Source organism: Paenibacillus sp. FSL R7-0331 (genome assembly GCF_000758645.1).
GTDB lineage: Bacteria > Bacillota > Bacilli > Paenibacillales > Paenibacillaceae > Paenibacillus_AQ > Paenibacillus_AQ camerounensis.
Genome location: NZ_CP009284.1, coordinates 2,239,851 through 2,263,483, shown reverse-complemented (window position 1 = coordinate 2,263,483; position 23,633 = coordinate 2,239,851). Strand labels below are relative to the sequence as shown.

16 protein-coding genes are annotated in these 23,633 nt (G+C 50.5%); 4 read left to right on the top strand and 12 right to left on the bottom strand.

The features are described from left to right. Positions 1 to 342 precede the first annotated feature (342 nt). Positions 343 to 1,230, bottom strand: coding sequence for an AraC family transcriptional regulator (locus tag R70331_RS09260; RefSeq protein ID WP_042174802.1), 888 nt, complete (start codon positions 1,228 to 1,230; stop codon positions 343 to 345). Between the two features lie 188 nt (positions 1,231 to 1,418). Here R70331_RS09260 and R70331_RS09255 point away from each other — a divergent pair, with 188 nt between their 5' ends. Next, a complete protein-coding gene (locus tag R70331_RS09255) occupies positions 1,419 to 1,910 on the top strand; it encodes a DinB family protein (RefSeq protein WP_042174800.1) in 492 nt (163 codons plus the stop codon). Between the two features lie 268 nt (positions 1,911 to 2,178). Here R70331_RS09255 and R70331_RS09250 read toward each other — a convergent pair whose 3' ends face one another. The 4 genes from R70331_RS09250 to R70331_RS09230 form a co-directional block, all read right to left on the bottom strand. Further along, entirely contained in the window at positions 2,179 to 3,582 is a 1,404-nt protein-coding gene (locus R70331_RS09250) for a transposase (protein ID WP_052418870.1), read from the bottom strand. Positions 3,583 to 3,988: 406 nt separating this feature from the next. Continuing rightward, a complete protein-coding gene (locus R70331_RS09240; RefSeq protein WP_042174797.1) occupies positions 3,989 to 5,119 on the bottom strand; it encodes a glycoside hydrolase family 88/105 protein in 1,131 nt (376 codons plus the stop codon). Positions 5,120 to 5,184: 65 nt separating this feature from the next. After that, positions 5,185 to 6,216: an alpha/beta hydrolase family protein gene (locus R70331_RS09235; RefSeq protein ID WP_042174796.1), complete on the bottom strand. Its 1,032-nt coding sequence runs from the start codon at positions 6,214 to 6,216 to the stop codon at positions 5,185 to 5,187. Between the two features lie 44 nt (positions 6,217 to 6,260). Then, complete coding sequence (locus R70331_RS09230; protein WP_042174794.1) at positions 6,261 to 7,151, bottom strand: pectinesterase family protein; 891 nt, start codon at positions 7,149 to 7,151, stop codon at positions 6,261 to 6,263. Positions 7,152 to 7,223: 72 nt separating this feature from the next. On the opposite strand from R70331_RS09230, the gene R70331_RS09225 reads away from it, so the two are divergent. Further along, on the top strand, positions 7,224 to 8,150 hold the full coding sequence (locus R70331_RS09225; protein ID WP_081947552.1) for a helix-turn-helix transcriptional regulator: 927 nt from the start codon (positions 7,224 to 7,226) through the stop codon (positions 8,148 to 8,150). Here R70331_RS09225 and R70331_RS09220 read toward each other — a convergent pair. Both R70331_RS09220 and R70331_RS09215 read right to left on the bottom strand, forming a co-directional pair. Next, positions 8,121 to 9,575 carry a glycoside hydrolase family 28 protein gene (locus R70331_RS09220; RefSeq protein WP_052418988.1) on the bottom strand — a complete coding sequence of 485 codons (1,455 nt, stop codon included), beginning with the start codon at positions 9,573 to 9,575 and terminating at the stop codon, positions 8,121 to 8,123. The two genes, R70331_RS09225 and R70331_RS09220, sit on opposite strands and share 30 nt — an antisense overlap. A 17-nt stretch (positions 9,576 to 9,592) precedes the next feature. After that, positions 9,593 to 11,158, bottom strand: a complete 1,566-nt coding sequence (locus R70331_RS09215) for a glycoside hydrolase family 43 protein (protein ID WP_197071409.1) — start codon at positions 11,156 to 11,158, stop codon at positions 9,593 to 9,595. Between the two features lie 202 nt (positions 11,159 to 11,360). Between R70331_RS09215 and R70331_RS09210 the strand changes: the two genes are divergently transcribed. Continuing rightward, the gene (locus tag R70331_RS09210) at positions 11,361 to 13,589 is read left to right on the top strand and encodes an AraC family transcriptional regulator (RefSeq protein ID WP_042174790.1); all 2,229 of its coding nucleotides are present in this window, start codon (positions 11,361 to 11,363) and stop codon (positions 13,587 to 13,589) included. 573 nt (positions 13,590 to 14,162) lie between these two features. Continuing rightward, positions 14,163 to 15,365, top strand: a complete 1,203-nt coding sequence (locus R70331_RS31820; RefSeq protein WP_231576435.1) for a transposase — start codon at positions 14,163 to 14,165, stop codon at positions 15,363 to 15,365. Between the two features lie 93 nt (positions 15,366 to 15,458). On the opposite strand, the gene R70331_RS09200 is transcribed toward R70331_RS31820, so the two are convergent. From R70331_RS09200 to R70331_RS09180, 5 genes are read right to left on the bottom strand one after another with little or no spacing between them, the layout of a single operon-like run. Beyond that, the gene (locus R70331_RS09200) at positions 15,459 to 15,932 is read right to left on the bottom strand and encodes a hypothetical protein (RefSeq protein WP_042174788.1); all 474 of its coding nucleotides are present in this window, start codon (positions 15,930 to 15,932) and stop codon (positions 15,459 to 15,461) included. Positions 15,933 to 15,951: 19 nt separating this feature from the next. After that, positions 15,952 to 17,991, bottom strand: a complete 2,040-nt coding sequence (locus R70331_RS09195; RefSeq protein WP_042174786.1) for an ATP-binding protein — start codon at positions 17,989 to 17,991, stop codon at positions 15,952 to 15,954. Beyond that, the gene (locus R70331_RS09190; RefSeq protein WP_042174784.1) at positions 17,988 to 18,167 is read right to left on the bottom strand and encodes a hypothetical protein; all 180 of its coding nucleotides are present in this window, start codon (positions 18,165 to 18,167) and stop codon (positions 17,988 to 17,990) included. Before R70331_RS09190 ends, R70331_RS09195 begins: the two co-directional genes overlap by 4 nt. Further along, positions 18,154 to 20,286: a DEAD/DEAH box helicase family protein gene (locus R70331_RS09185; protein WP_042174783.1), complete on the bottom strand. Its 2,133-nt coding sequence runs from the start codon at positions 20,284 to 20,286 to the stop codon at positions 18,154 to 18,156. Before R70331_RS09185 ends, R70331_RS09190 begins: the two co-directional genes overlap by 14 nt. 6 nt (positions 20,287 to 20,292) lie before the next feature. Beyond that, positions 20,293 to 23,583: a hypothetical protein gene (locus R70331_RS09180; protein ID WP_042174781.1), complete on the bottom strand. Its 3,291-nt coding sequence runs from the start codon at positions 23,581 to 23,583 to the stop codon at positions 20,293 to 20,295. Between the last annotated feature and the right edge of the window lie 50 nt (positions 23,584 to 23,633).

Sequence of the window (23,633 nt, the reverse complement as noted above, 5' to 3'; positions counted from 1 at the left end):
CTCAACAATGGCCCGCCAGCACGGGGATTCCGTGCGTCGCGGGCCTCGCCCGGCCGCCACCACAGCGGCCGTGAAAATAGGTCCTTTAACAGGAAAATACTGGCTAGGCGTGCGTAACGGAGGGAATTTTGGAGCTGCAGGAGCGGTAGCGTCCGCCTTTAAGGTTGGATTTCGACCGCTGCACAGCGGCCATAATCAGGAAATCCAACCTTAACAGCGGCCGGAAGCCCAAACATTCCCGCAGTGCAGCCCTTCAGCCGGACAGTATTTGCCCCGCAGCAGTTGCACTATCACCGCAGCATCTATCAGCACCCGCATCAGTACAACGTTAAAGCCCTATTTTCACGCCCGCACCCTAACAGGAATGTAGATCTCCATCACCGTATCCACCCGAGAATGGCAGCGCTCATCATAGAATTCAAAGTCCAGCTTATCCTCGTCGAACGCATAGCCGCTGGCCGGAAACCACTCCTCAAAGATGTATTTCCAGGTGCTCCTGATCACCTGCACGAATACATCCGGGTCGCCGTTCTCTGTCCCGTCCACCGGCGGTGTGGTGAACACCGCATACTCTGCAGCCGGCACCTCCACGGTCAGCATATCCGGGGTCACTCTGGAGAAATCATCCACAATTACACCCAGCAGGTACACAGCATTGCCATCGCCGTTAGCAGGCACACACAGTCCCACTTCGCCGTGTCTGGGCGGATTAAGGAGGCTGTACATTTGGTCCTCCAGATTCTCGCCCTCATACTGGCTCCAGAACGAAGCAATATCCCTGGTATAGCTGCTGTCCGTTACATTCGTCGCAATTCCGTAGCCAGCCGCCTTAAAAGCGGGCTTCCTTACAAACACAGGATTCATTAAATATCCTCCGAGCTCAAATTCCGGACCATTCTGAAGATATCCTGCCATCCGCGCCGCATATTGCGAGGGACTGTAGCCGTAGGCTTTGCGGAAGGCTTTGGTGAAGCCGCCAGGGGTCTCGAACCCGTAATCCAGCGCAATACCAGTCACACTCCGCCCGCTGAACAGCTCAACCGCTGCCAAAGACAGCTTCCGGCTGCGCACATATTCCATCACAGTCATCTCTCTGCACAGGCTGAATACGCGGCAAAAATGATACAGCGAATAGCCGGCTACAGCAGCAATCTCCTCAGCAGTCAGGTTTTCCTTAATATTCGCCTCAATGTAATCAATGCAGCGTTCTATATCCTTACTGTAATTCACTGAGCAACCCAGCCTTTCCCGTACGGTACCTTCATTATAGCAACACGCTTAGCAGGAGACTGTTCCTGTTTTGCTTGAATGAAAATGTACGTTGCACAATTAACCTGACGTACTGTAGTCAACTTCCATGAGGTATAGTTAAAGCAGAAATAATACCCAATACACCCTTTTTGCAGGAGGAAAAAATCATGGCACCCAAAACAAATGCTCAGCGTGTATCCGAATTCCAGTCTTTCATTCCCTACATTCAGTCGCTGGAAGCCCTGGACAATACAGTCTGGGAAAGTCCGGTCGGAGACGGCAAATGGTCACTCAAAGAGCTTGTCTGCCACTTGATGCGCTGGGATCAGTATTTTTACGAGGAGGCATTCGCCAAAGTGAAGGAAGGCCAGCCGGTGACCTCGAGGCATCTGAATTTTAACGAATTTAACGCCCGGGCGATCCAGTACGCGCAGACGGTAACCGTGCAGGAGGCGATTCAGCAGTTTGTGCTATACCGCAGCCTGATCGTTGCCGAGATGACGGGCAGCAGTGAAGAGGATTTTTTGCGGACGCATAAGGACGGTGACGGTAAAACGTTCAGCTACCGCGGGCATCTGCGCGGCTTTCTCCCCCACGATAAGCACCACAAGAAGCAGATGGAGCAGTATATCCGGTCCCAGATGGTATCAAAAAGCTAACCTTAGCCCGCCCGCCATACTTAATTGCACTCTGTACATCTAAAAGGCTCTTTTTCTCCCGCAAAATCCGTTTAATTGTACTCCGTACACTTAAAAACACGAAAAAAGCCCCTTTAGCCTAATTTCGGATGATATAGCTGTACAAACTGCACTTATATCGCTCACGTACTAAATCCCTCCCCTTTTAGTTGCACAGAAGAGACAATTTCATAATTCAGTTTGCTGGAAAGCAAGACTGGGCCAAAATCTGAGTTTGTTTTTAAAAAAATCAGGCCACTTGTTGGGAGTTTCTTAACTGCTTGTTCAACTTGTCTAGCGCAAACTTACTCAAATTGTAGGCCAATGTGCTGAGCTGGAAATCGACACTTGCCCGGACGCCGCGGTGACGCGTGCGTTTCATCCCAAAATACTCTTTGAGATAGGCAAAAACACGTTCTACAGCCGTTCGTTTCTTGTACAGTTGCGTAAAGCTCTCGCTTCCTCTTGCTGGGTTGGCATGCTTACGCAAATCGGTTTGGATTCGGATTTTAAACACTTTTTGGCAGCCGGATTCGGAAAACGGACAGTCTTTGCACTGGTTAGGCTTGGTGTAACGCAGCGTTTCGTACTTAGCATCGAAACTGTCGTAACGGTAGGCGTGTCCCTGTGAGCACACAGGGGTGTAGTCCTGGTTCATCCCCTCAGGCGGTTTTTTGTGGTGAATCATTTTAATAATAGGAAAAGCGCCTAAGGAATGAATCAACCGGTAAATGGCCGAACTGTCATACCCTTTGTCGCCCAAGACATGCTTCACCTTCAGCCCAGGAAACTTCAGGTGTAGCCCCTTTAGGAGCAGGACGGCCATCCGCTGGTCATTCAGATTCGCCGAACTAAAGACACCGCTTAGCACATACTGAGAATCCGCATCCACCAGTACGTTTGCCTTAAATCCGTAGTAACTGGTGAGTCTGCCCTTTGTATTTTTCTTGTCAAAGCGTGCAGCGTGCCGGGGGATCGTGCTCAGGAGCTCGTTATAGGTGTAAGATAGCATCGCTTCAATCGTTTTCTCAAAGGGCGCTAAGGTCTCTTCATAAGCGTCCCGTTCCAGACGCCGGCGCTCTTTTTCTTCCGCAGAAGCCCGCCCACGTCGGTAGACTGGTTTTTTAAGCGGTTCGTTCGCTGGCTGAGGCTCTGGCTCGGCATTCTCGAACTCCAGTTGCTGGATTTCTGGAGCTTTGCTTGGTTTTTTGGCACGGCGGGCCGCTCGGCATTTCGACGCAGATTCACTGAATTGGCAATCCCAAGCCTCCACAATGGAGGAGTCAACGGCAAGGTGCGTGCCCGTAGTAAAGCCCTCTTCCATGGCAGACAGCACCAAGGTATCCTGCAGTTGCTCAAGCATTCCCGTTTGCTCAAGCGCAGAAATCAGACGGGAGTATGAAGCCAGGCTCGGAATAGGGTTCGAGCCGGTAAATCGGCACTGCGCCCGAAATTCCTCGCTATGCTTAAGGCGCCTAACCAAGGAAGAAACAAACTCAATGCCCTCCATTTTTGAGATGAGCAGCGAGTAGATCATGGCAGGGAGGTTTAGCTCCTGTGGCCGCCCACGGTGGTTCTTTTTCCGGAGGACGTGCAGGACCGGAGCCAGGTTTAAGTGATCAAAGATTTGGCTGTATTTATCTTCCGGGCGCATTTGGAGCAATTCCTCGAAGGAAAACAGCTCTTCTTGTCGAATAGAATAGATAGGGATTACCTCTTTTCTTCTCGGGTGTTGGTTTCGTCGCCTATAACTTCGAGAACTTGGGGAGGTACTCCTTTTTCTATGCTCAAAAAAACCAGGTATAGCAAGGGTTTTGAATTATGAAATTGTCTCCAGAATGCAGTTATGTTAATAAAATCAAGAGCAGTACATTCCTTTCCATAGTTCAACTCTCTTGTCAGCAAAAGAAGCCCGCCCCTCCCCTCCAAGGGGGGAAAAGCAGGCTGGGTACTAACAACAAATCATCCGCTACAAGCAGCACATGATTCTCAACATTTACCGGGTGGATCAGCACCTGTATTTGATGCACAGCCTTGGCGGCCCAGATGGATCAGACTGTCTACTTCCCCTCACAATAGCTATCCACTTCAAGCGATGCCAGCAAAAGCGGCCCGACTCCCATAGCGGTATCGGATACAACAGCCTCAGAAATATAGTAATCGTAGGAGCCGTTGCGGTCTTTGCTCAGCCCGGCGCCATTGCAGATTTTGTGCAGATGAAGACCTTCGCTGTCCTCTGTGACCAGATGCTTCATAATACCTTCATAGCCTCTGAGCATACCTTCTTCAAAGGAACGCTCCAGATAGCCCAGTCTCAGCCCCTTAGCCATGGCATACACGAACATAGTGGAGCCGGTAGCTTCCAGGTAATTCCCCTTGCGTCCCGCCTGATCCAGCACCTGATACCAGAGGCCGGTCTCCTTATCCTGTACCTCCAGAAGCGCGCCGCATACCCGCTGGAAGATGCCGATGATCGTTCCGCGCTGCGGATGGGTCACCGGAAAATGCTCCAGACAGTCCACGCAAGCCATCACATACCAGCCCATCGCCCGGCTCCAGAAGTGGGAGGATAATCCGGTAGTGGAATCTGCCCACTCCTGCTCCTTCGATTCATCCCAGCCGTGATACAGCAGCCCGGTGCGGGGATCGCGGGTCCGGCGCTCGATCAGCAGCAGCTGGCGGGCTGCCTCGTCGATCAGCTCGGGACGCTGGAAGACTGCGCCGAACTGGGCCAGAAACGGCGAGGCCATATATAAGCCGTCCAGCCACATCTGGAACGGATAGACCTTTTTGTGCCAGAACCCGCCTTCCGAGGTGCGGGGATGGCTGATCAGCTGGGCCGCCAGCAGATGGGCGGCTTCGGCGTAGCGCTGCTCTCCGGTTTTCTGGTAGAGCAGGAACAGATTCTTGCCCTGGTTAATCTGGTCCAGATTATATTCCTCCAGCCTGTAGGTCCGGATAGAGCCGTCCTCACCGATGAAGCTGTCCATATGCCGCTGCATATAATCGAAATAATCCGGCTTCCCCAGCTGAAGCCCGGCCCGGGCCATCGCCAGCTGCAGCATCCCCGGAACATAAGCCCAGCGTTCCAGCAGGTAAGCATGTTCTCCCTGCTCATTGCATTGGCCGAGTATAGCCTCCGCAATCCTGCGTGACCAGCTTACGGTATTCACTTCTGTTGCAGACATCATTCATTCCTCCTGTCATTTGTTTTGCATCTATTAGATATTGAATTTGTATTTTTACTGTTCAGGTTTCATGATAACTCTGCAAGCTGCCCGCGCAGCCAGGCAAACGCCGGGCTACCGTGAATCTCATGCCCGCCTGAGAAAAAATCTGCCCCGACCTGCCCGCTATGCCCCGCTGCGCTGTAAATCTGCTGCAGTCTGCCCAGCGCCAGCTTCGATCCTGCCGGACCGAATAGCGGATCGCCATCACCTGACTCCAGGAACAGCCCGCGCGGCGCAATCAATCCGAGCAGATCCGGCATCTCTGCCTCCAGCAGTATCCCCGGAATGTAGTTATCCAGGCAGTGGTTCCGTGTAAGAATACTAGCCGCGAATGTATTGGCATAGCCGCTGACAACGGCACAGGCAATCCGCTCATCCAGCGCCGCCGTGAAGCCGGCTACCAGTCCGCCGCCGGAGATGCCCATAATGCCGATATGCCCGCTGCGCACCTCACTGCGGGTCTCCAGATAATCAAGCACCCGCATCGTCTCATAGATGCGGTAACCAGCCATCGTCTGTCCGGCCATTAACAGCGCCGAGGACAGGCGGAAGCAGGAGTTTTTGCCTGGCTCACCGCTCATGCGGTCTTCATCCAGCCGCCGGTCACCGAAGCCAAGCACCTCCGGAGCAGCCACTACAAAGCCCTCTTTAACAAGCGATACGGCAAAATCCTTATGAAGTCCCGGGTCACTCTGCCGTTCTGATCCGTCCGGGTCCAGGCCGGTAATCTCCCGGCTGCCATAGCCATGTCCGTGAACGGCTATAATGGCCGGTGCGGGAGAAGCTGAAGCCTGCTCCGGAATCAGCAGGTACAGCGGCATACGCAGTCCCTCGTAGGTTGTAATCTCTATCCGTTCCCGGATATATCCGGGACAGGCTACCCGCTCCAGCAGCACGGGTTCAAGCCCGGTACGCGTCTCCGGGAATCCGCCCAGCTTCTCCGTGAAGGCTGCAGCAAGCCCGGACCGCCACCGCCCGAAAGGAAGCTCCTCCCGGAACGCGGAGCTGCGGGGTGCGGAATCTGTCAGGTTGTTCATGTATTGCTGCAATACATCCATTTCTTGTTCGCCTCCTGCATACTGTCCGCGATGTTAGCGGACACTCAATATCCCTCCGGGTGCCAGCCGCCGAGGACGTTCAGCACCCTGTATTCCGCCGCTTCCTCAGCATTCAGCTGCCGGGACCATGATACTCTTGCCTGCGGACCAGCCCCCGGTCCGCTGCTGGCATATTCCTCATAACGGCTGGTTGCCTCCCTGTCCGGCTGCCCCCAGTTATGCCAGCCTTCCGGCGTAACCGAAGCATCCATCCCGGTGCGGATAAAAGCCACACGGGCATAGGGACGCCATGGACGGCCCAGATAGACATCACTGACTCCTTCTCCCCCGGTGATCCCGCAGTTCAGGAACACGTAACCGAATCTGGCGCCTTCCGGTGTGGAAGCTGCGGTAATATAACCCCGGGAACGCTTGTTATGCAGCTCGCAGCGGTCAAATAAAGCGGTGGCTGGACCGAAAATATAATCTACATCACCTTCGATATAGCAGTTATCGTAATATTGCCTGCCTTGGCCGGTGTACAGCGTATCCTGATCCCCGAGCAGGCGGACCCGCCGGAAGACGGCCTGATCTGCATCAATAAAGGCAGCTACGGCCTGACCGGTGCCCGGACCGGAGCTGTTGCGGACAGTCAGATTCTCGGCGGTGAAGCCTGACGCAAAGACATTTAGCGTACCCGTTCTGAATGTGCCTAGCGGCTCGCCGTCCGGGCCGAGCGTATGCGCGTTGTCCGACCAGCTCAGGATGGTCGATTCTGTATCCTCACCCAACAGCAGAATGGGAGGCAGCTGCTGTCCTACCGTAATTTTTTCCTCATAGATTCCGGGTCTGATACGGATGGTAACCGCTGACCTGTGCTCCGGGGGAATAGAATCCAAGGCCTCCTGCAGGCTGCCGAATCCGCCGGTATTATCCTTTGAGACTGTAATTAGCATACGCGGCTCCTTTTATATCTGTCTGAATTTATTCTATAATAGCGATAACGGCCTGAAGAGAAGAGGAGATTCATGACCAGCGTAACCAGCCCAAATCCCAAATATCATATAGCAGACAGCCGGTACAGCATCCAGCATATGAAGCGCAAAGGCATTACCGCCATGCCGCGCCCCCATAGACATGAATTAATAGAGCTGTATTATCTGCTGGAGGGGGAGCGCGTCTACTTTGTCGATGACAGGGTGATCACCGTTCATAAAGGCGAGCTGATTCTCATCCAAGGCAACGAGCTTCATTCCACAGCCAGCTCAGAAATCGCCGAATTTGAACGGATTCTGATTAATTATGATCCGGCTCTGCTGCCGGTGCAGCTGCGCAGCAGAGCGCAGTGGTTCCACAGCCGCAGCTACCGGCTTTTCAGGCTTACACTGCGCGAACAGGACGAGGCGGAAAGCCTGCTGAACCGGATGCTGGAGGAATGCCGGCTGCAGAAGCCATTCTATGAGACCTGCATCATAACGCTTCTCACCGAGCTGATGATTCTGTTGCAGCGTTCCGAGACTACCTCACAGGCCGGAGCAACCAAACATCCGCTCCACCAGCTGGTTACAGAAGTTGCCACCTACATCCGCGGCCATTACCGCGAGTCGCTGACCCTTGAGCAGACTGCCGGGCATTTTTTCATCAGCCCCTCTTATTTGAGCCGGGTTTTCCACCGTCTGACAGGATTTCATTTTCGCGAATACATCGTTCATATCCGGGTCAGGGAAGCTGAACGGCTGCTTGCCGGTTCGGCGGATAAAATCCAGGAGATCGCCTCGGCGGTCGGCTTCGAGCATCTCTCCCACTTTAATAAAACCTTTAAAAAATCGACGGGGCTGACTCCGCTTCAATACAGGAAGGAAGCCAAAGCCCGGCCGTCGTCCGGCTCCCGGATTACCGGAGAGGCCGTAGACCATGACATCATTTTAACTCCGGCTGATGGACAGCTGATCTGAATTCGTAACAGAGACGTTACTGCATTTATGAATCTGCACCTCAGGCAATTCTTCAGTCTGCAGGCTGATGTTATCGAGTCTTAACCCGTCGCCGTTACGCAGGATGATGCCGCGCTTGCTGACGGCCTGTAGATTCTCGACCGTGAGTTCAGAAAGCGGCAGCTCCGGTAATCCGTTCACCAGTAGTGTGGTATCCGCCTCCTGGCAGACAATATTGCGGAGAGTGATGTTCCGGAACTGCGGTGTTTCTTCGGTTACCGGCAGCAGCACCTCATCATGCCCCTCCGAGCCCTCTACACCTGCGTAGAACATGTGGAAGGACACTGCTTCATGAAGGATACCGCTCATGTCGATGTTCTCCATAACAATATCCTCAACAACACCGCCTCTGCCTCTGGTGCTCTTGAAGCGCAGCCCGATATCAGTTCCCATGAACAGGCAGTCATGCACTCTAACCGCATGCACACCGCCGGACATTTCACTGCCGATGACCACTCCGCCGTGGCCGTGATACACGGTGCAATGACGGATTGTGATATAGCTGCAAGGTATTCCTAATCTCCGGCCTTCTTCATCCTTGCCTGATTTCAGGCAGATGGCGTCATCCCCCACATCGAAGCTGCAATGCTCGACAAGCGCATGGCTGCAGGATTCCAGGTCAATTCCGTCCCCGTTCTGCGAATACCAGGGATTACGCACCTGGACCTTCCGTACCGTAATCTGCTCACAGGCCATCGGATGAAGGTTCCAGGCAGGCGAATTCTGAAAGGTCGGACCTTCCAGCAGCACCCTGCGGCAGTTCCGCAGACTGAGCAGCACAGGCCGGAGATAGGCACGGGCGGGCAGGTAAGCCTCTGCACTGGTATCCCCGCTCTCCTGCAGGCTGCGTACGTACGCCTCCCCTTCCATTGCTGCACGGGACGGCCACCAGATCTCACCGTCATCGTCCACAACTCCGCCGGAGCTGGTCAGCTTCTTCCACTGCAATTCTGTCATCTTGAAGCGTTTTACCGGACGCCAGCCCTCTCCGCCACCGTCAAAAATCCCGTCGCCTGTAATCGCCACATCGCTTAGACCCTCACCATCAAGCGGTGACTGGCAGCGCCAGCCGGATGTACCCTCATAGTAGGAGGGCTGCAGCGGGTACAAAACCGGGTCCGGGACAAACTGTACCAGCGCTCCCCCCTGGGCATGCAGGTTGGTCCGGCTGTGCATGGTAAGCGGGCCTGTACGCCAGATTCCCTGCGGAATAATAACCGTTCCGCCTCCGGCTGCAGCGCAGGCATCAAGCGCAGCCTGAATGGCAGAGGTACACAGCGACAAGACTCCGGCTTCTGCACCATACTCCGTAATATGAAAAGTCCGATCCGGAATCTGCGGAAGCTCGGGAAGCGGATAAGCTACCGTTATTGGATTAACATTCATGATCATTTCCTCCTTCTCTATTCAAGCCCTTCATAGCTGAACCAGTCGAAATCTGCAGCATTAATGCTTTCTGCCCCCTGCGAGCTGGCATACATACCGATGTATGCACCGGTAAAACCTCCTGCCAGATCAGTACTAAGCACCGTTCCGTCCGCCTTCTCATACAGTGCTGCCCATTTGTCCGATTCAGAGGTTCTGTAATAGAAGCTGTATTCCTGGCCCCTTGCTTCCACCTTGAACTGCACTTTGCCCGGTGTGTATGCTCTGGAAGCAAGCTGCTGCTCACTGCCGCCGCGGCGCTCGATCAGGCGGAGCACCTGCTCGCCCGCATCCTGCCCTAATTCATAGCGGAAATGGTAATTTTCATTCTGCAGCAGCACAAGCCCTGCAGCTTCACCCTCCTGCACCGGGCTGAACATCATATCCGCCGCAGCGCGGAAGCTGAGGTGCTGCTGCCGTCTGCCGACAAAGGACGGATTCGCCACATCAGAGAGCCGCTGCGGCTTCAGGCGAAGCCGCAGATAACCCGGCTTATCCGTTAGACTCCAGAATTCGCCGCGCGGTGTCCGCAGGAAATTCCAGCTCAGGCCCAGCCTGCTATCCGCAAAATCATCACGCGCCGGCAGCTCCGGCCACTTAGTCTCCGGCAGATCCGGTGCGGCAGACTCAAATTCCAGCACGCCTTTGCCGGGATTTACTACAGGCCACTCATTCTCCCAGGCTACCGGGGTTAGGAAGGTTTCACGCCCCAGGTTGCGGTAATAGCCGCCGCAGGTTCGTGAAGCCAGACAGAACATCCACCAGTCCCCGTGCTGGGTTTCGACCAGCTCGCCGTGGCCGACGTTAACAATTGGATATTGTCTGCCTAGATGGCGATGGGTCAGGATCGGATTGGCCTTGTGCCCCTCATAAGGGCCGGTTACGTTTTTACTTCTGGCGATCGTAATCGCATGGGTATGTCCGGTGCCGCCCTCAGCGATCAGCACATAATACCAGTCCCCGATCCGGTAGATATGCGGACCTTCCTGGGCGTGGGCCACTTTAAGTGCACCCTTCCAGATGCTGATCTTCGGTCCGACCAGCCTGCCTGCCTCAAGGTCAATCTCCTGCAGCCAAATGTCCATATCCTTCGGATAATCCTGGCCTTCGGGCGGTACACGGTTGCCGGTATAATACACCTTGCCGTCATCATCGAAGAACAGCGAGGAATCAATCCCCGGGGCATCCTCCAGCCAGACCGGATCAGACCATTCTCCGGCAGGATCAGTGGCGGTAACGTAGAAGTTGTGCTGGTTTTTGTCATTGTCGACATAGGTTGTAATCATATAAAAGATTCCCTGATGATAGCGCAGCGTAGGTGCCCAGATGCCCATGGAGGGAATCGTATGGTCGAGGTTCAGCTGTGACGGCCGGTCAAGCACATGCCCAAGCTGCCGCCAGTTAACCAGATCCTTACTGTGGAAAATCGGAACGCCCGGGAAAAATTCAAAGCTGGAAGTAACCAGATAATAATCCTCACCGACACGAATGGCCGAAGGGTCAGGATAAAAGCCCGGCATAACCGGGTTGCGGAATGTTCTCAATTCAAGCAGCCTCCTCATAGCAGGTAATATGTAAGCACAACCAATTATAGTTCGCACAAGTTCAACTTTCTTGTATTTTACATGCTCTCTTTCTTCATTTTTATACTTTTATGCTCTATCTTTCTATTTTCAGTGCTTGCCAGCACCTTACTTGCCGCCATAGAATGGGAGTAGCAGGATTGACATTTAAGGGGCGATCACTTTGGGGAAGAGAAAGCGACTATACACCCGTTTCTTTATAAGCCTGACTACGATATCCGTCTGCTGCATTCTTGTGCTGGCTGTGGTCATCTTTTTCTGGTACCGGAATATTTCGATAGCGAATGTCAACAAAGCCAACCGCAGCGTACTGCTCAATACTGAAACCGTATACAATAATTACAAGGACATCGTCCAGAATTACACTATGGATTTCTATGCCAATCCGAACATTAACGCGCTGATGTTAAGCGGCGATACAAGCTGGAGCGACCAGCTCTACAGTGCCTTGAGTCAAATCAAAGGTGCACTGGTGGTCAACCAGTACCTGGAGAATGCCTATATTTTCGGGATAAATGAGCCCGTCGCAATGTTTGAAAATATGCCGCTGAGCCCGGAATCCAAGCTGCAGCTGGAGGAGCGGATGCAAGGCAGCCGGATTGTTGAATCTCCGTTCCTGTGGGATACAAATATGAACAACGGCACTCCCGTTAAGCTAATGACGTTCTTTTATAATGACCGTGCCTTTGCGGACAGTGAATATTACGGGGCAGTGGCCCTGACCGTGAATCTGTCCAAGCTGCAGAATAATCTTTTTACACAGGCTGCAGGAGAAACGACACGTTATGCTGTACTGGATACGCAAGGTATAGTGCTTATGCATAGTGCCTTATCTGGCGAGCCGCTGGAATCCGGAATGCTGGAGCAGATCGTGAATGATTCCAAGAAGCAGGGATCCTTTGTCTACAGGGGGGCTGGCGAGCCCCGGCTGGTTACATTTATCTATTCTCTGCAGGACAAGCTGTGGTTCATATCGGACACTCCTTATAAAGACAGCATCCGGGATATATCAAGCGCCCGTAATCTGATGATTACGCTGTGTTTAGCCCTTATTGCAGCAGCTGCCATTGTCTCCGGCCTGATCTCCCGCCGCATGTACCAGCCAATCGGCCGGCTGTTCGGTAACATCATCCACCTGTCCGGCAATGTGGAGGCGCTGAAGACAGGCAGCGATTTTGCAGCAGCCAGCCAGGAGCTGGAGCTGATCGGAGCACGTCTGAACCAGCTCAAGAAAGAAAGCGACGACAGCGCCCTGATGCGCTGGCTGCTCTCCCCCCGCAGGGCTCCTGACGAGTCGGTCAATCCCAATATGAGCCTGGGCGCTGCCGGCGGAGCCTACTGCGTATGCGTACTGGCGGTGCTGGAGGAGGCTCCGGCTGCTACGCTGCAGCAGATTTGCAGCGCAGCAGTATCACAGATCCGGACGGAATTCTCGGGACTGGCCGCTGTACAGGCCTTCCAACCGCATGAAGGATCGGCCGTCCTCATCCTAAGCGAGCTGCATAGCGGAAGTTTGGAGGATTACGCTCTGTACCGGGCCAATTGGGAAGCGCTCGCGGCCAGGCTCACACAGCCTGGCGCCCGCTGCGCGTTCGGGATTAGCGGCTTGACAGATGACCTCAGCCTTCTGAAGCCCAAATACAATGAAGCGGCCAACGGGCTGCAGTACGCTAAATTTCAGGAGCAGCGAAGCATTATTTTTGCCGATGACACGATTCATCTGAACAGCAGCCCGGTTCCTGACAGCACGCTTGAGCCGGTGCTGCAGGCGGTCAGGCTGCCGGAGCAGCGCAGCCATATCCCGCAGGCCGTAGAGCGTCTGCTTGCCGTAGCTACCAGCTACCGGATAGAACAGGCTACAATCGCCGTATCCAGGCTTGCTCTGGAGCTGGAGCGTACTGCCGGACTGGGCAGCGATATCCGGCACTCCGGCTTTCTCGATCATTATCAGGTAATCTGGCAAATCCAGAGCTATGAGAAGCTGCGCCGCTGGCTGGAAGAATGCTGTCATACTGCGACCGGACGGATCGACGGCATGAGCGCGGTCCAGACACGCAGCATCGCGGCCGAAGCGGTCTGCTATATCCGGGAAAATTATCATGATGCCGGATTGTCGCTTAACTCGCTTGCTGCCAAGCTGTCGCTCAGCCCCGCTTACCTTAGCCGGCTGATTGCCGATGAGGTGGACTGCAGCTTTCCCGACTTTGTCAACCTGATCCGGCTGGAGCAGGCACAGCTGCTGCTGGTTAACGAGCTTGGGCTGGATATCCGGGAAATCGCCGGCAAGGTCGGCTATAACAGCAGCACCTACTTCACCACGCAATTTAAAAAGCGCTACGGGGTAACCCCGTCCAAATGGCGGATGAGCCACATTCTGCAGTCGCACGGATAGCAGATTAGCTGGGATAACGTAGGTTGTACGGATAGCATGGATAGCACCGATGGCATCGACATCACGGATAGGCACGGTTATACGTATTACCTCACGCAACAGCTTCTACAATTACTAAGGGGATGCTTCCGCAGCCATGAGCTGTCAGGAGGCATCCCCTTTTCTAGGAGTAATATATAACTGGACAGTGAAAAGTTCTTGTCGAAAAATCGACGCATAGAAAAATAACCCAATTGAGCGAATTATGGTATCCTTTAGTTCTCACACGAAAGGAATAATCGCCAAATGGGTTACAACAAGCAGTTTACCCTATTTGCAGGCGATTGAACATACCTATTCTCAAATATATGAACAACCTTTTACAGCCTTTCCGTTCCTGTTTTTCCAGACAAGCGACGTTCGAGTGGTTTGTCGTACTCGTTGTGGGTTTTATGCTGCGCTCCGACCATCTGGGCGTAACTTCGGTCATTCGGGATCTCTCGCTGAATGGACGCTGTTACGAGACACTGATTCACTTCTTCCGTTCTTCTGCTTGGTCCCACCTCATCGATGTGGCAGAGGTGGCTTCAAGTGGTGCGCCAGCATGCGCCTTTGCTGGTGATTCAGAATCGCGTGGTCCTCGTCGGGGATGGCATGAAGCAGGCCAAGGAAGGCCGCCGGATGCCAGGGGTCAAGAAGCTCCATCAGGAATCCGAAAATGTCTCCAAAGGAGACTATATCTTTGGTCATTTGTTCGGTGCTATCGGCATTCTGGTCGGTTATTCCCGGAAGTGGTTCTGCTTGCCCTTGTTCATGAATCTACAAGACGGTGTCCAAACCATTCTGGGTTGGAAAAAGTCCAAAGGCGAAGCAGAGACGCCTTCCCATGTCGTTCAGATGATTGAACAGGGCTTCGAGGCCGCAAAAGGTTTCGGTCAAGCGCTGCTCCTCCTGGATCGATACTTCTTATCGGTTCCAGCCTTGGAGCGGCTGAATGCGTGCCACCTGGCTTCCGAAACCCGCATGCACCTGGTGACCAAAACCAAATCGAACGCGGTCGCCTACGAACGTCCCCCTGCAAAAAAGCCGGGACGGGGCCGACCGCCGAAAAAAGGCCAATCGGTCAAATTGAAGGACCTGTTCACGACTCACGCCGCCGATTTCCAGACCACATCCCTTCTGTTGTACGACAAAGAAGAGACCGTTCAGTTTCTGTGCCTGGATCTGTTTTGGGGCCAGCGCTTGTATCAGGAATTACGTTTCGTGCTGGTGGTGCATGAGGGCCGCTGCTCCATTTTGGTCAGTACGGATTTGAGCCTGGCGGCTACCGACATCACCCGCTTGTACAGCTATCGCTTCAAGATCGAATGTACGTTTCGGGAAATGAAGCAAGTTACCGATGCCTTCGGCTACCGTTTTTGGAGCAAGTCGATGCCGAAGTTGAACCAGTATTTGAGAAAAGAGGTAACGCATCCCCTCGAAGCCGTAACGAATGAGCAAGACCGGCAGCGTATCCAGAAAACGATCCAAGCGATTGAGGGATTCGTGATGTGCCAGTGCATTGCCATGGGACTCCTCCAACTCGTCGCTTTGCAGTTTTCAGGCCGGATGACGGGGCTGTTTTTCCGCTATCTGCGAACGCCCTCCCATGCCGTAGTCTCCGAAGCCACCGTTGCCGCTTATTTACGCAAGTCTATTTTTCGCCTGTTTGCCCAAAATCCGCACTTATCCATAACTAAAATAATTAAATCCAAGCAGGAAAACGCTGATGCGGAGCGCGATTCGCTGGTTTCTTAGCATTGTAGAACTTTTGACTGTCCAGCTCTTAAGAAAAGCTAAGAAGCCCAAACGCATTTCTTGGACTTCTTAAAAGTATGTGAACTAATGAATTTACACAAAAGGATTAGTATTGGACGATTCCTCATGAATAAATACTAACAAATCCTTTTCAAAATCAAACGCATTGCTCTTAATATCCAGGACTAGGCTGCCATCTGCGGCGGTCATAAGATACGTGCTCAAAAAACGTTCGATGAAGACCTGCATCCCGCCTTCCGCAAACTCCTCCATGATCGTCTTAAACACCTCGATCTTTCCGAGCTTGTCCAACTGCATCCCGGCTTTAGAGAACGCTATGGTTACATAAGGAACCAACTCCTCCTCCGTTAGTGTCACGAAACGAAAATCATTCGTCGGCCCCGTAACAGGGACGCTGTGGTTGTATTTGTAGCCTAGGCTAGCACAGAACATGAACGTCTGAGCATTTTGAAAAAAAACCCCTTTATCCCGCAACGTGTGATAAATATCTTCATACTTCTTACTCCATAGTAAACGGGGATCACCCGTGTATGATATAGTTCGCATGCTTCTGTATCCTCCCCTTTTATCGATCCGGCTGGAAACCGAGCACACTTTCTCGGATGACTTCCGTTTTACCCGCCCCTGGAATGCGCAATCGGTACACCTCTCCCCAACGCCCCGTTTTACGTAGCTCTGCGCATTCAACGCGTGTGAACTCCGTATCTGTCGCCAGTAGAATCCATTGCGGCGTCACATCCGGGATCAAGCGAAGCAGGTTATCGCGGTTATCGCCAGAAATTCGGCCAAACGGCGTGTCCATGAACAGCGGAAATTCGAGCGCTTTGTCGGTCCCACCAGAAATGCTAAGCAGTGAAATAATAAAGGAGAGTGATAAAATCTGTCGTTGGCCTGATGACAGATTTGGCAAGAAGTTTACCCCGTTCCAGGCGAGTACCTGCAGCGAGAAGTCCTTCTCTATCTTCACTTCATGTATGTTCTGTCTACTGTCCTCGTCAATGAATTTCCGGAAGTTTGTAGTTGTGAGTTGCTCGACTTCCCTCGAAATTTCTTCAACGAATTTGGTTTGAATTGTCTTTAATGCATCCTTAGTAGCACTAGCAATGTCTTTCATCTTAACCTTAATGTCCTTCTGTGTTTCTTTCTTCTCCAACTCCTGGATAGCGAGATCAATTTCGCACTTCTCAGCCTCTAGACGTTTCAATGCTTCCTTGCCACGGTTCAACCCCATCCGAAGCTCTTGAATTTGCTCTGACAGGTTATTTCTTGCCACTTGCATGTTTCGGAAATCCATATTTGGGCTTTGACTAATCTCTTCGCTGATGTCGTCGATCGCTTTTTGCTGCCTCCGGATCTCTCTGTTAATCTCGTTATAGCCATGCAACAATTCGCCACTTCTATTGCTTGCCATTTTATTGTTTTCAATGATAGATCGAATCTCTTCCTTCAGATCGAGGAGCTCGCGTGTATGATTTTCCTCCTGGTGCTGTTCGATGAGTAACTGGACAGCATTATGCTGCTTGCTGTCTGGCGTAACGTCAGAGTCGCAGATGGCGCATTTCCGGTCTATCAGAATCTTTTGCAGCAGCTCTTTTGCAATATCGTACGGATTGCTCAAGTTAGACCGCATATGCTCGAGTTCGCTATAAAATCTCGTATACTCATCCTTCATTATTAAATTGAAGCCGTGCTTAGTGAATGCGCGGATTTTGGCGAGCTGATCCAATTTACGCGAGTTCAGATCCTTCATTTGCCCAGTCAGATGCTCACGGCGAATAACTTTCTCGCTGATTTCCTGGTAACCTTTAAGTTGGTCGTCAATCTGGATAATCTGCGTTTCTTTGAGTTCAAGCTCGGCGTGCAAGCTTTCTACTTTTTCATCCAAATCGCCAATTGCCTTCTCTTTCGCCTGCTGCTCAGCCAGCTTAGCACGGTATTCGCCACTCGCCGCATTTTGGACCTCTTGATGGTAATTCGAGTATAGCTTGGTCACGGCCTGCAACGATTCATCCAGAGCGTCGAGCTTAAGCAGGCTTTTAATACCTTTGGCAACTTCCTTTTTCTGGTCATGCTCATCCCGCATTAGGTGCTCAATACGCTCACCGTCAAACAAGAAATAATCTTTCATTCGTCTGTCGAAAATTCGGTTTACAATTTCCGCAATTTCGTCTTCCCGATCATATGTATGCGTCCTTCCATCGCGGTCGATATAGCTTAGGGATGCCGACAGAAAATCCTCCTGCACCTGATTGTTGTCGAACAACTGGGATACAAGTACCCGTTCTAGCTCGAAATACTCGCCATGATGTGAAAAATACACCTTCACACGTACGATGCCAGACCCATCCTCTGACTCCCGCAGTACATTAAGGTTGCAAATATAGTAAATGTCTCCTTTTTTACCGAACTCCTTGTCTTTCGCGAGTTCCGCCACGCCGAATAAGGCAACCATCAATGCACGGTAAATGCTCGTTTTCCCTCTTCCGTTGGCACCATACACTACAGTAACGTTCTGGTTACTTTCCGTCCCAAAACCCGCAAAATGAATGGTCTGCTCACCGTAATACTGCTTAAAATTGTAGAGTTCGAGCTTTTCAATCTTCACCCTTGGGCCTCCTCTTGCAAAAGCCTGCGCATTTTATTTTCCAGCTTCCGTTGCACTTCTTGCTGATTAAGTCCCTGACTAAAGCTCTGGAGTGCATCAATTACCAGCTCCTGCACTTCTTTCGGGTACTTCTTCAACTCCTCAATAATTTTGGGATGCACATCATTTGTTTTCATCCTCTTCCAACTCCCCTGATAGTGTTGCGTAAATCTCTTCCGGCTTCAAACTGAGCAAATAGCCAAGCCGGTATCGCTCTAGTACTCCGTATGCTGGCTGATGAATGGAGACACGGTTTGCCGCACATAAGTAGAACTCTACAAAACGGGCAAACTCCCGCTTCAAAATCGTCTCCGGCGCACTGCTCTCATCTCTCACTAGTGAGGGTGGAATCATAATAAAGTCGTGAATGAAAGCCTGCTCTTTATTAAACGTTCTCCTCAATATACGCCCGCGTCGCTGGATGAATTGTCTTGGATTTGATGTGCTGGCCAGAAAATAAGCCCGTTTCGTCGCAGGCACGTTAACACCTTCATCCAGACATTTCATTGCAACGATTACCTGAATGTCTCCTCGGTCGAACGCCTGCAAGATTACCTTTCTCTCCATATTACTCGTATCAGCTACAATTTCTTGCACCCGCAGGCCGAGATTGGCAATTCTCCGCAGAATTTCGCGGTGCTTCCCTTCAGGACAATAGACGATTGTATGCTTAAAGTTCTCCCTACCAATCTCGGAGACATGATTGTGTAGTACAGAAAAAAAGGTCTCGATTTTCGCCTCCGACCGGTTCAGCAGATTTGCTCTCTGAGCGGCTAGAATGTTTGCAGCCTGGCGGCGGGACGCGTCCTTCTTGGCAGCCTGAAAATGCTGCATGATGCGTATAGATAGCTTTTTGTACTCTTGATAATCGTCTTCTCCCATCTCCACATAATGAGGCGTAAATTCATATGGTGTCAGGAATCCTTGCTCAATTGCCTTCTCCAGCCCGAAAGAAATAACCTCATTCTCGAAATAATCCGTGACTACCTGTGTGCCTCCCGGATCCCGCCACCTCTCGGGCGTGGCAGACAAACCAATTCGCATCTGGATTTCTGGGAGGAGCGAATTACGCAAGTAGGAAGCACCGAGATAGTGTGCCTCATCTCCAATAAACAGAATGCTTTCTTTGTCGCGAATCTTCTTAACAAGCCTCAAAAATTTGTTCTGATCTGCATTGGACTGGTGAGTCATGATGAAACAAAGTACATCTTCGAAACCGTGATTGTAATCATCGATAAGCGAGTTCGCCTCAAAAAGCCAGTCCCGATTTGTGGACAAAACCGGCATAAAGCCGAATTCCCTAGCCTCGCCGTCCCATTGTTCCACCAGATGCTTAAATGGTACCGAGATGATGAGTGAGATTTTTCGTTTAACCTTATAGACCTTGGCGGCAGCCGCAAGCGAAGTTATCGTTTTGCCTGTTCCCGTAGCCATGGAGAACAACCCGCGTTGTCCAGCCTTCTCCCATTCTTGAATCGCTTCCTCCTGGTAGCCATGTAAACGTATATGCGAAGGAATGCGGATCTGAAGCTCATCATCTTTAGGGGCGGCCAGTGTTGTGCTTATGTCGTAAGGTCGTTCTGAATGTTCCATAATTTGCACTAGCTTAGCACGAACAAGCCCTGGCATTTCGTACATTAGAAAGAAATCATTCTCTCCCGCCGAAAGACGACTAAACCGTTCATCATGCTTAACTACATAAGGAGCCTGGCCTTCCACCCATGAACAGTAGACCGAAAAACTTTCACCGTTATAGTTAGCATGGATAGAATCGTTGTAGCTTCCATGAATCGCCACTCGGTCGCCAGCTTCATCCATAAATACCGCAAACTTGTCATGGAAGTCGCCCTTTTTGTTACGCGGGATTGCAAACTTTATATCAAGCAACCCATCCGCCACCAGCCAAGCTAGCAGAGCTAGCGTTTCATGCGCGCTTGGCGTGTTCTCCTGCTGCAGACTGTCCAACTCGTGCATGAGTGCTTCATATAGCGTTTCATCTGTTTTAGCCTGTTCCCCTCGTTGCATTGCCTCGAAATCTTCCGCCAATAGATGAGGTGAGGTGATGAGTTCCGCTTTTCCATTGCGCTCAATAAGGCTTCGAATGCCCTTAATGTTCAAGCTCAGCCATCCCGAGGTAAAATAGCCGACCCCCCGTCGATACAGCACAGAATGTTCCAACAATGGCAAGAACAACTTCTCAACAATACTGTTCTCCGAGGAGTCGTAGACATACTCCAACGTAAGATCTCTCAGCATCGTACTTCACCCCCTTTTTTGTAAGCTGTAAAGTTCTTGCGTCATGATTTCAAGCGAAGGTGTCGTTACGTACGGCATTTCTTCGTCGGCTTCGTCATTAAAGTGTATTTTTCTCATATTTCTATTAATAAGATTAATATCCTGGAGGCGCTTTTCCATTTTCCCCATCGAAGTAGCCCCACCAAAGTCCTTAATCAGTACATAGTGAATGAGATCTTGATCGTTGGCGATACCTACTGGGTTGTCATCCCGAATGATGATACGTCCCACAAAACCAAGAATCTCAAAACGCTCTTCCGGTTTCAGCAACGAAATAATCAGATCCGACGTCCAAGCGACGTGATTATCTAGTTCCGGTAACCGCGATTCGATATCGGTTTGCAGAAATACAGCATCCATATCGAGATAAACTTGTCCCTGCGCATGATATGTATCGAATACCTCATCAATAACCGCAAAAAACGAAGTCTGCTTCTGTTCTGTCCAACCAATCGTTGCCGTATGGACAAACGCTAGCGCCATGTCATTTTTGAATTCATAAATGATGAGGTTATCGGAGTTACAAATGAAATTATTCCAACCAATACTTTGGAAGTAGCTCTCCAACTCGCTCCGGTAAAACACCTTATTCCCACTCAAGATGTGATTTTCAAGCAACGCCATACGAGATCGCCGTATCGATGCCTCTTCTTGCTCCGAAGGATCGAATAAGCCGAGCTTAGGATAGATATAAAAGCTGAACACATCCGGATATTCCCTTTCAAATAAGTTGTAAAGGATTTGATACGAATCGACACCCGCCATCTTCATAATTGCACGGTTTACAATTTTAATAGAGACGACAGTATCGACTGATTCGAGCTTCCGGGCAAGCCAGTTTTTGACGGCCTCGAGTCCTTTCTCGCTAACCTGCAAGTTATCGATGTGTATGTATTCCTCAACGCCGGCACGAATAATCTGATCACCAAATCGTTGCTCAATATGATACGACTGCCAACCCATTTGCCCCTTGAACAGGTCAAAGATCTCTTTACGACTCACTTTTCGTTTTTGGTTTTTCATATACTCTTGGAACATTTGAGACAGCGGCTGCCGGGCTGCTTCCAATCCACCTTTCAGGCAAATACGTGGAGCTTTGATATAGTCGAAATATTCCTGCCCATACAACCGGAAACAAGTATATAAAGAATAGGCGTTTGTGATGCTAATTCGGGCGAGATCTTCCTGAAAATGCCACAACGTTCGAGTGAGTCGAATCTGTGGGGACTGATTATTTTTCAGCAGCTGAACAGTCCAGGCCATCATTGGTTCAATATCTTCATGAGATACTTGAATGGAAGAACGTGGAATGTAGTAACCATTGTCCCAAATCAGTACATCTTCTTCGTTACGCAATAGGCTGGAATAAATGCTTCGATCATCATTTCCGACAAACTTGTCCGGATAGACTGACAGAACTTTATCGGTAAACTGCTTAGAATCCTTAATAATGGCAAGCCCATATGGAAAAAAAGCCTCAAAAACGGCAAACGTCAAGTCCCTCTTAGTACCGTCTGTGACGAAATAAATCGAATCGTATACGAGAAATAGACTTGGGATTATCTGTTCCTTCACGTATTCAGGTCTAATATTCGTCGTCGGGTTGTTTTCGAAAAAGTCATTGACTTTCTCCCAAAGCCTGTTAGGATAGTACCACCGTCGCTTGCTTAGTAAGTAGGTGACAAACTCATCGATCTCCTCCTGTATCAGCGTTTGTTCACCTTCCAAAAATGCATGGGATGTCAGGCTGTAGGCAATACCGAGATCGCATTTTTTAATCAAGCTTGCAAGCACCGATTCCCCGGCTTCATTTAACTTAATCTGGACATTTAAGATTTCCTCAATTTTCACTAACTTGTGCTTACCTTTGACCGCTTCGTAAATCGTATATATCAAGGGCATATGACGGAACATAAATAGCTGGAAGCCTTTGAGCTCGAGTTGGCGAATTCGCTCGCGTGTGACTCCTTTCTCAACAGCAATTCCCTGTAGTTTTCGCTCTCTTCCGAGAGGTCCTTTATTAATCCTTCTGCAAAGAACATCCCATACGCCCTCATCTAACATTTCGGAGTAAGGGTTATTGTTCTTCGTGATAGCGGACATGTCGGAACAAAACCGTTCCCACAATACCTCCAACGGCGTCTCGCTCTCTTCTCCGTTCAAGTTAATCTCCAAAGTCTCAAACATGTGATAAAGGCGGTTCATCCGAGTGCCTTTTTTCGATAGCCTTTCAAGTAGTTCGGATTTTGTATAACCGGTGAGTTCCCCCCATTTCGAAATTCCTAACTGAGTGAGTCGTTCGGCTATTTCTGGATATAAGGTATACTTCGTAATAACTGAGTTAAAAAGATCTATTCTTTTATTGAAAAGGATTGCCGGCACATGAATGGGCCTCTCTTGCTGAACCCGTGTCTCACTATCTATTTTTGTTGCAAGAGGAGTTGTGTGATTTCCGTCTTCTTCTAAATTCTTCAATAGCTCCAGCTTGAATCTGTTAATTTTACCAACACCAATCTGAAACTTGGTGCGAAAATAGTCCGCCAGCCGTTCTGGTAGCTGCCCATAAGTCGTGAAACCGTCCGAGATAAGACAATTGACGTTGCGTAGTAGAGAGCTGGAGAATACACCCTCGATCTTACGCGATTGGATATTAGGTGGGATCGTGATCATTAAGTCGTCAAAATACACAATTTTAGGTTGAGCTTTTGCATTTGAAGTCGATTCACTCGACAAGACAGAATCCATTACGATAGGCTTGTATTCGTCTAACTTACTAACAATAATAAAATGTTGCTCCAGCAGCTCTTCTATTAAAGGTTGGTACCAGGAAGCAAAATTCAACTTCTCCAAATGATTCCGTAAGGTTGGAAGATGCAGACCTGAAAAGTCAGCTATAGTTTGCAGGCCGTAGCTAGTCATAAAAGGCGAGAGAAACCGTTCTATTTTGTAAGTGAAGGCCACATCGGTATTGTGCATTTCGTCAGTTTCATTTTCTTCATAATAAAGAAACGAGCCTTGATTGAGGTCGAGGGCCGAAAACTGTTCGAGCTTACCAGTAAAGCGAACGCCGAGAAAGCCAAATATCCTAACAACATCATAGAACAATGTAGCATTTTCCTTATGAAGCAACAGGAGATTCTCTTCCGTTAATTGTCCATAGGTCAAAAGATTGTATTTATTAATAAAGTATTTTACGTCTTGGTTAGAGTTCCGAATAATACGGTTTTTCATATCAGAATGAATACTTACTACGCTCATGGTACACCTCATGTTTCACTGACATATTTGCTTAATCTTCGACACAACGT

Coding starts and splice junctions, on each gene's coding strand:
- R70331_RS09255 (WP_042174800.1), top strand. CDS start 1,419: ATGGCACCCAAAACAAATGCTCAGCGTGTATCCGAATTCCAGTCTTTC.
- R70331_RS09250 (WP_052418870.1), bottom strand. CDS start 3,582: ATGCGCCCGGAAGATAAATACAGCCAAATCTTTGATCACTTAAACCTG.
- R70331_RS09240 (WP_042174797.1), bottom strand. CDS start 5,119: ATGATGTCTGCAACAGAAGTGAATACCGTAAGCTGGTCACGCAGGATT.
- R70331_RS09235 (WP_042174796.1), bottom strand. CDS start 6,216: ATGGATGTATTGCAGCAATACATGAACAACCTGACAGATTCCGCACCC.
- R70331_RS09230 (WP_042174794.1), bottom strand. CDS start 7,151: ATGCTAATTACAGTCTCAAAGGATAATACCGGCGGATTCGGCAGCCTG.
- R70331_RS09225 (WP_081947552.1), top strand. CDS start 7,224: ATGACCAGCGTAACCAGCCCAAATCCCAAATATCATATAGCAGACAGC.
- R70331_RS09220 (WP_052418988.1), bottom strand. CDS start 9,575: ATGAATGTTAATCCAATAACGGTAGCTTATCCGCTTCCCGAGCTTCCG.
- R70331_RS09200 (WP_042174788.1), bottom strand. CDS start 15,932: ATGCGAACTATATCATACACGGGTGATCCCCGTTTACTATGGAGTAAG.
- R70331_RS09190 (WP_042174784.1), bottom strand. CDS start 18,167: ATGAAAACAAATGATGTGCATCCCAAAATTATTGAGGAGTTGAAGAAG.
- R70331_RS09185 (WP_042174783.1), bottom strand. CDS start 20,286: ATGCTGAGAGATCTTACGTTGGAGTATGTCTACGACTCCTCGGAGAAC.
- R70331_RS09180 (WP_042174781.1), bottom strand. CDS start 23,583: ATGAGCGTAGTAAGTATTCATTCTGATATGAAAAACCGTATTATTCGG.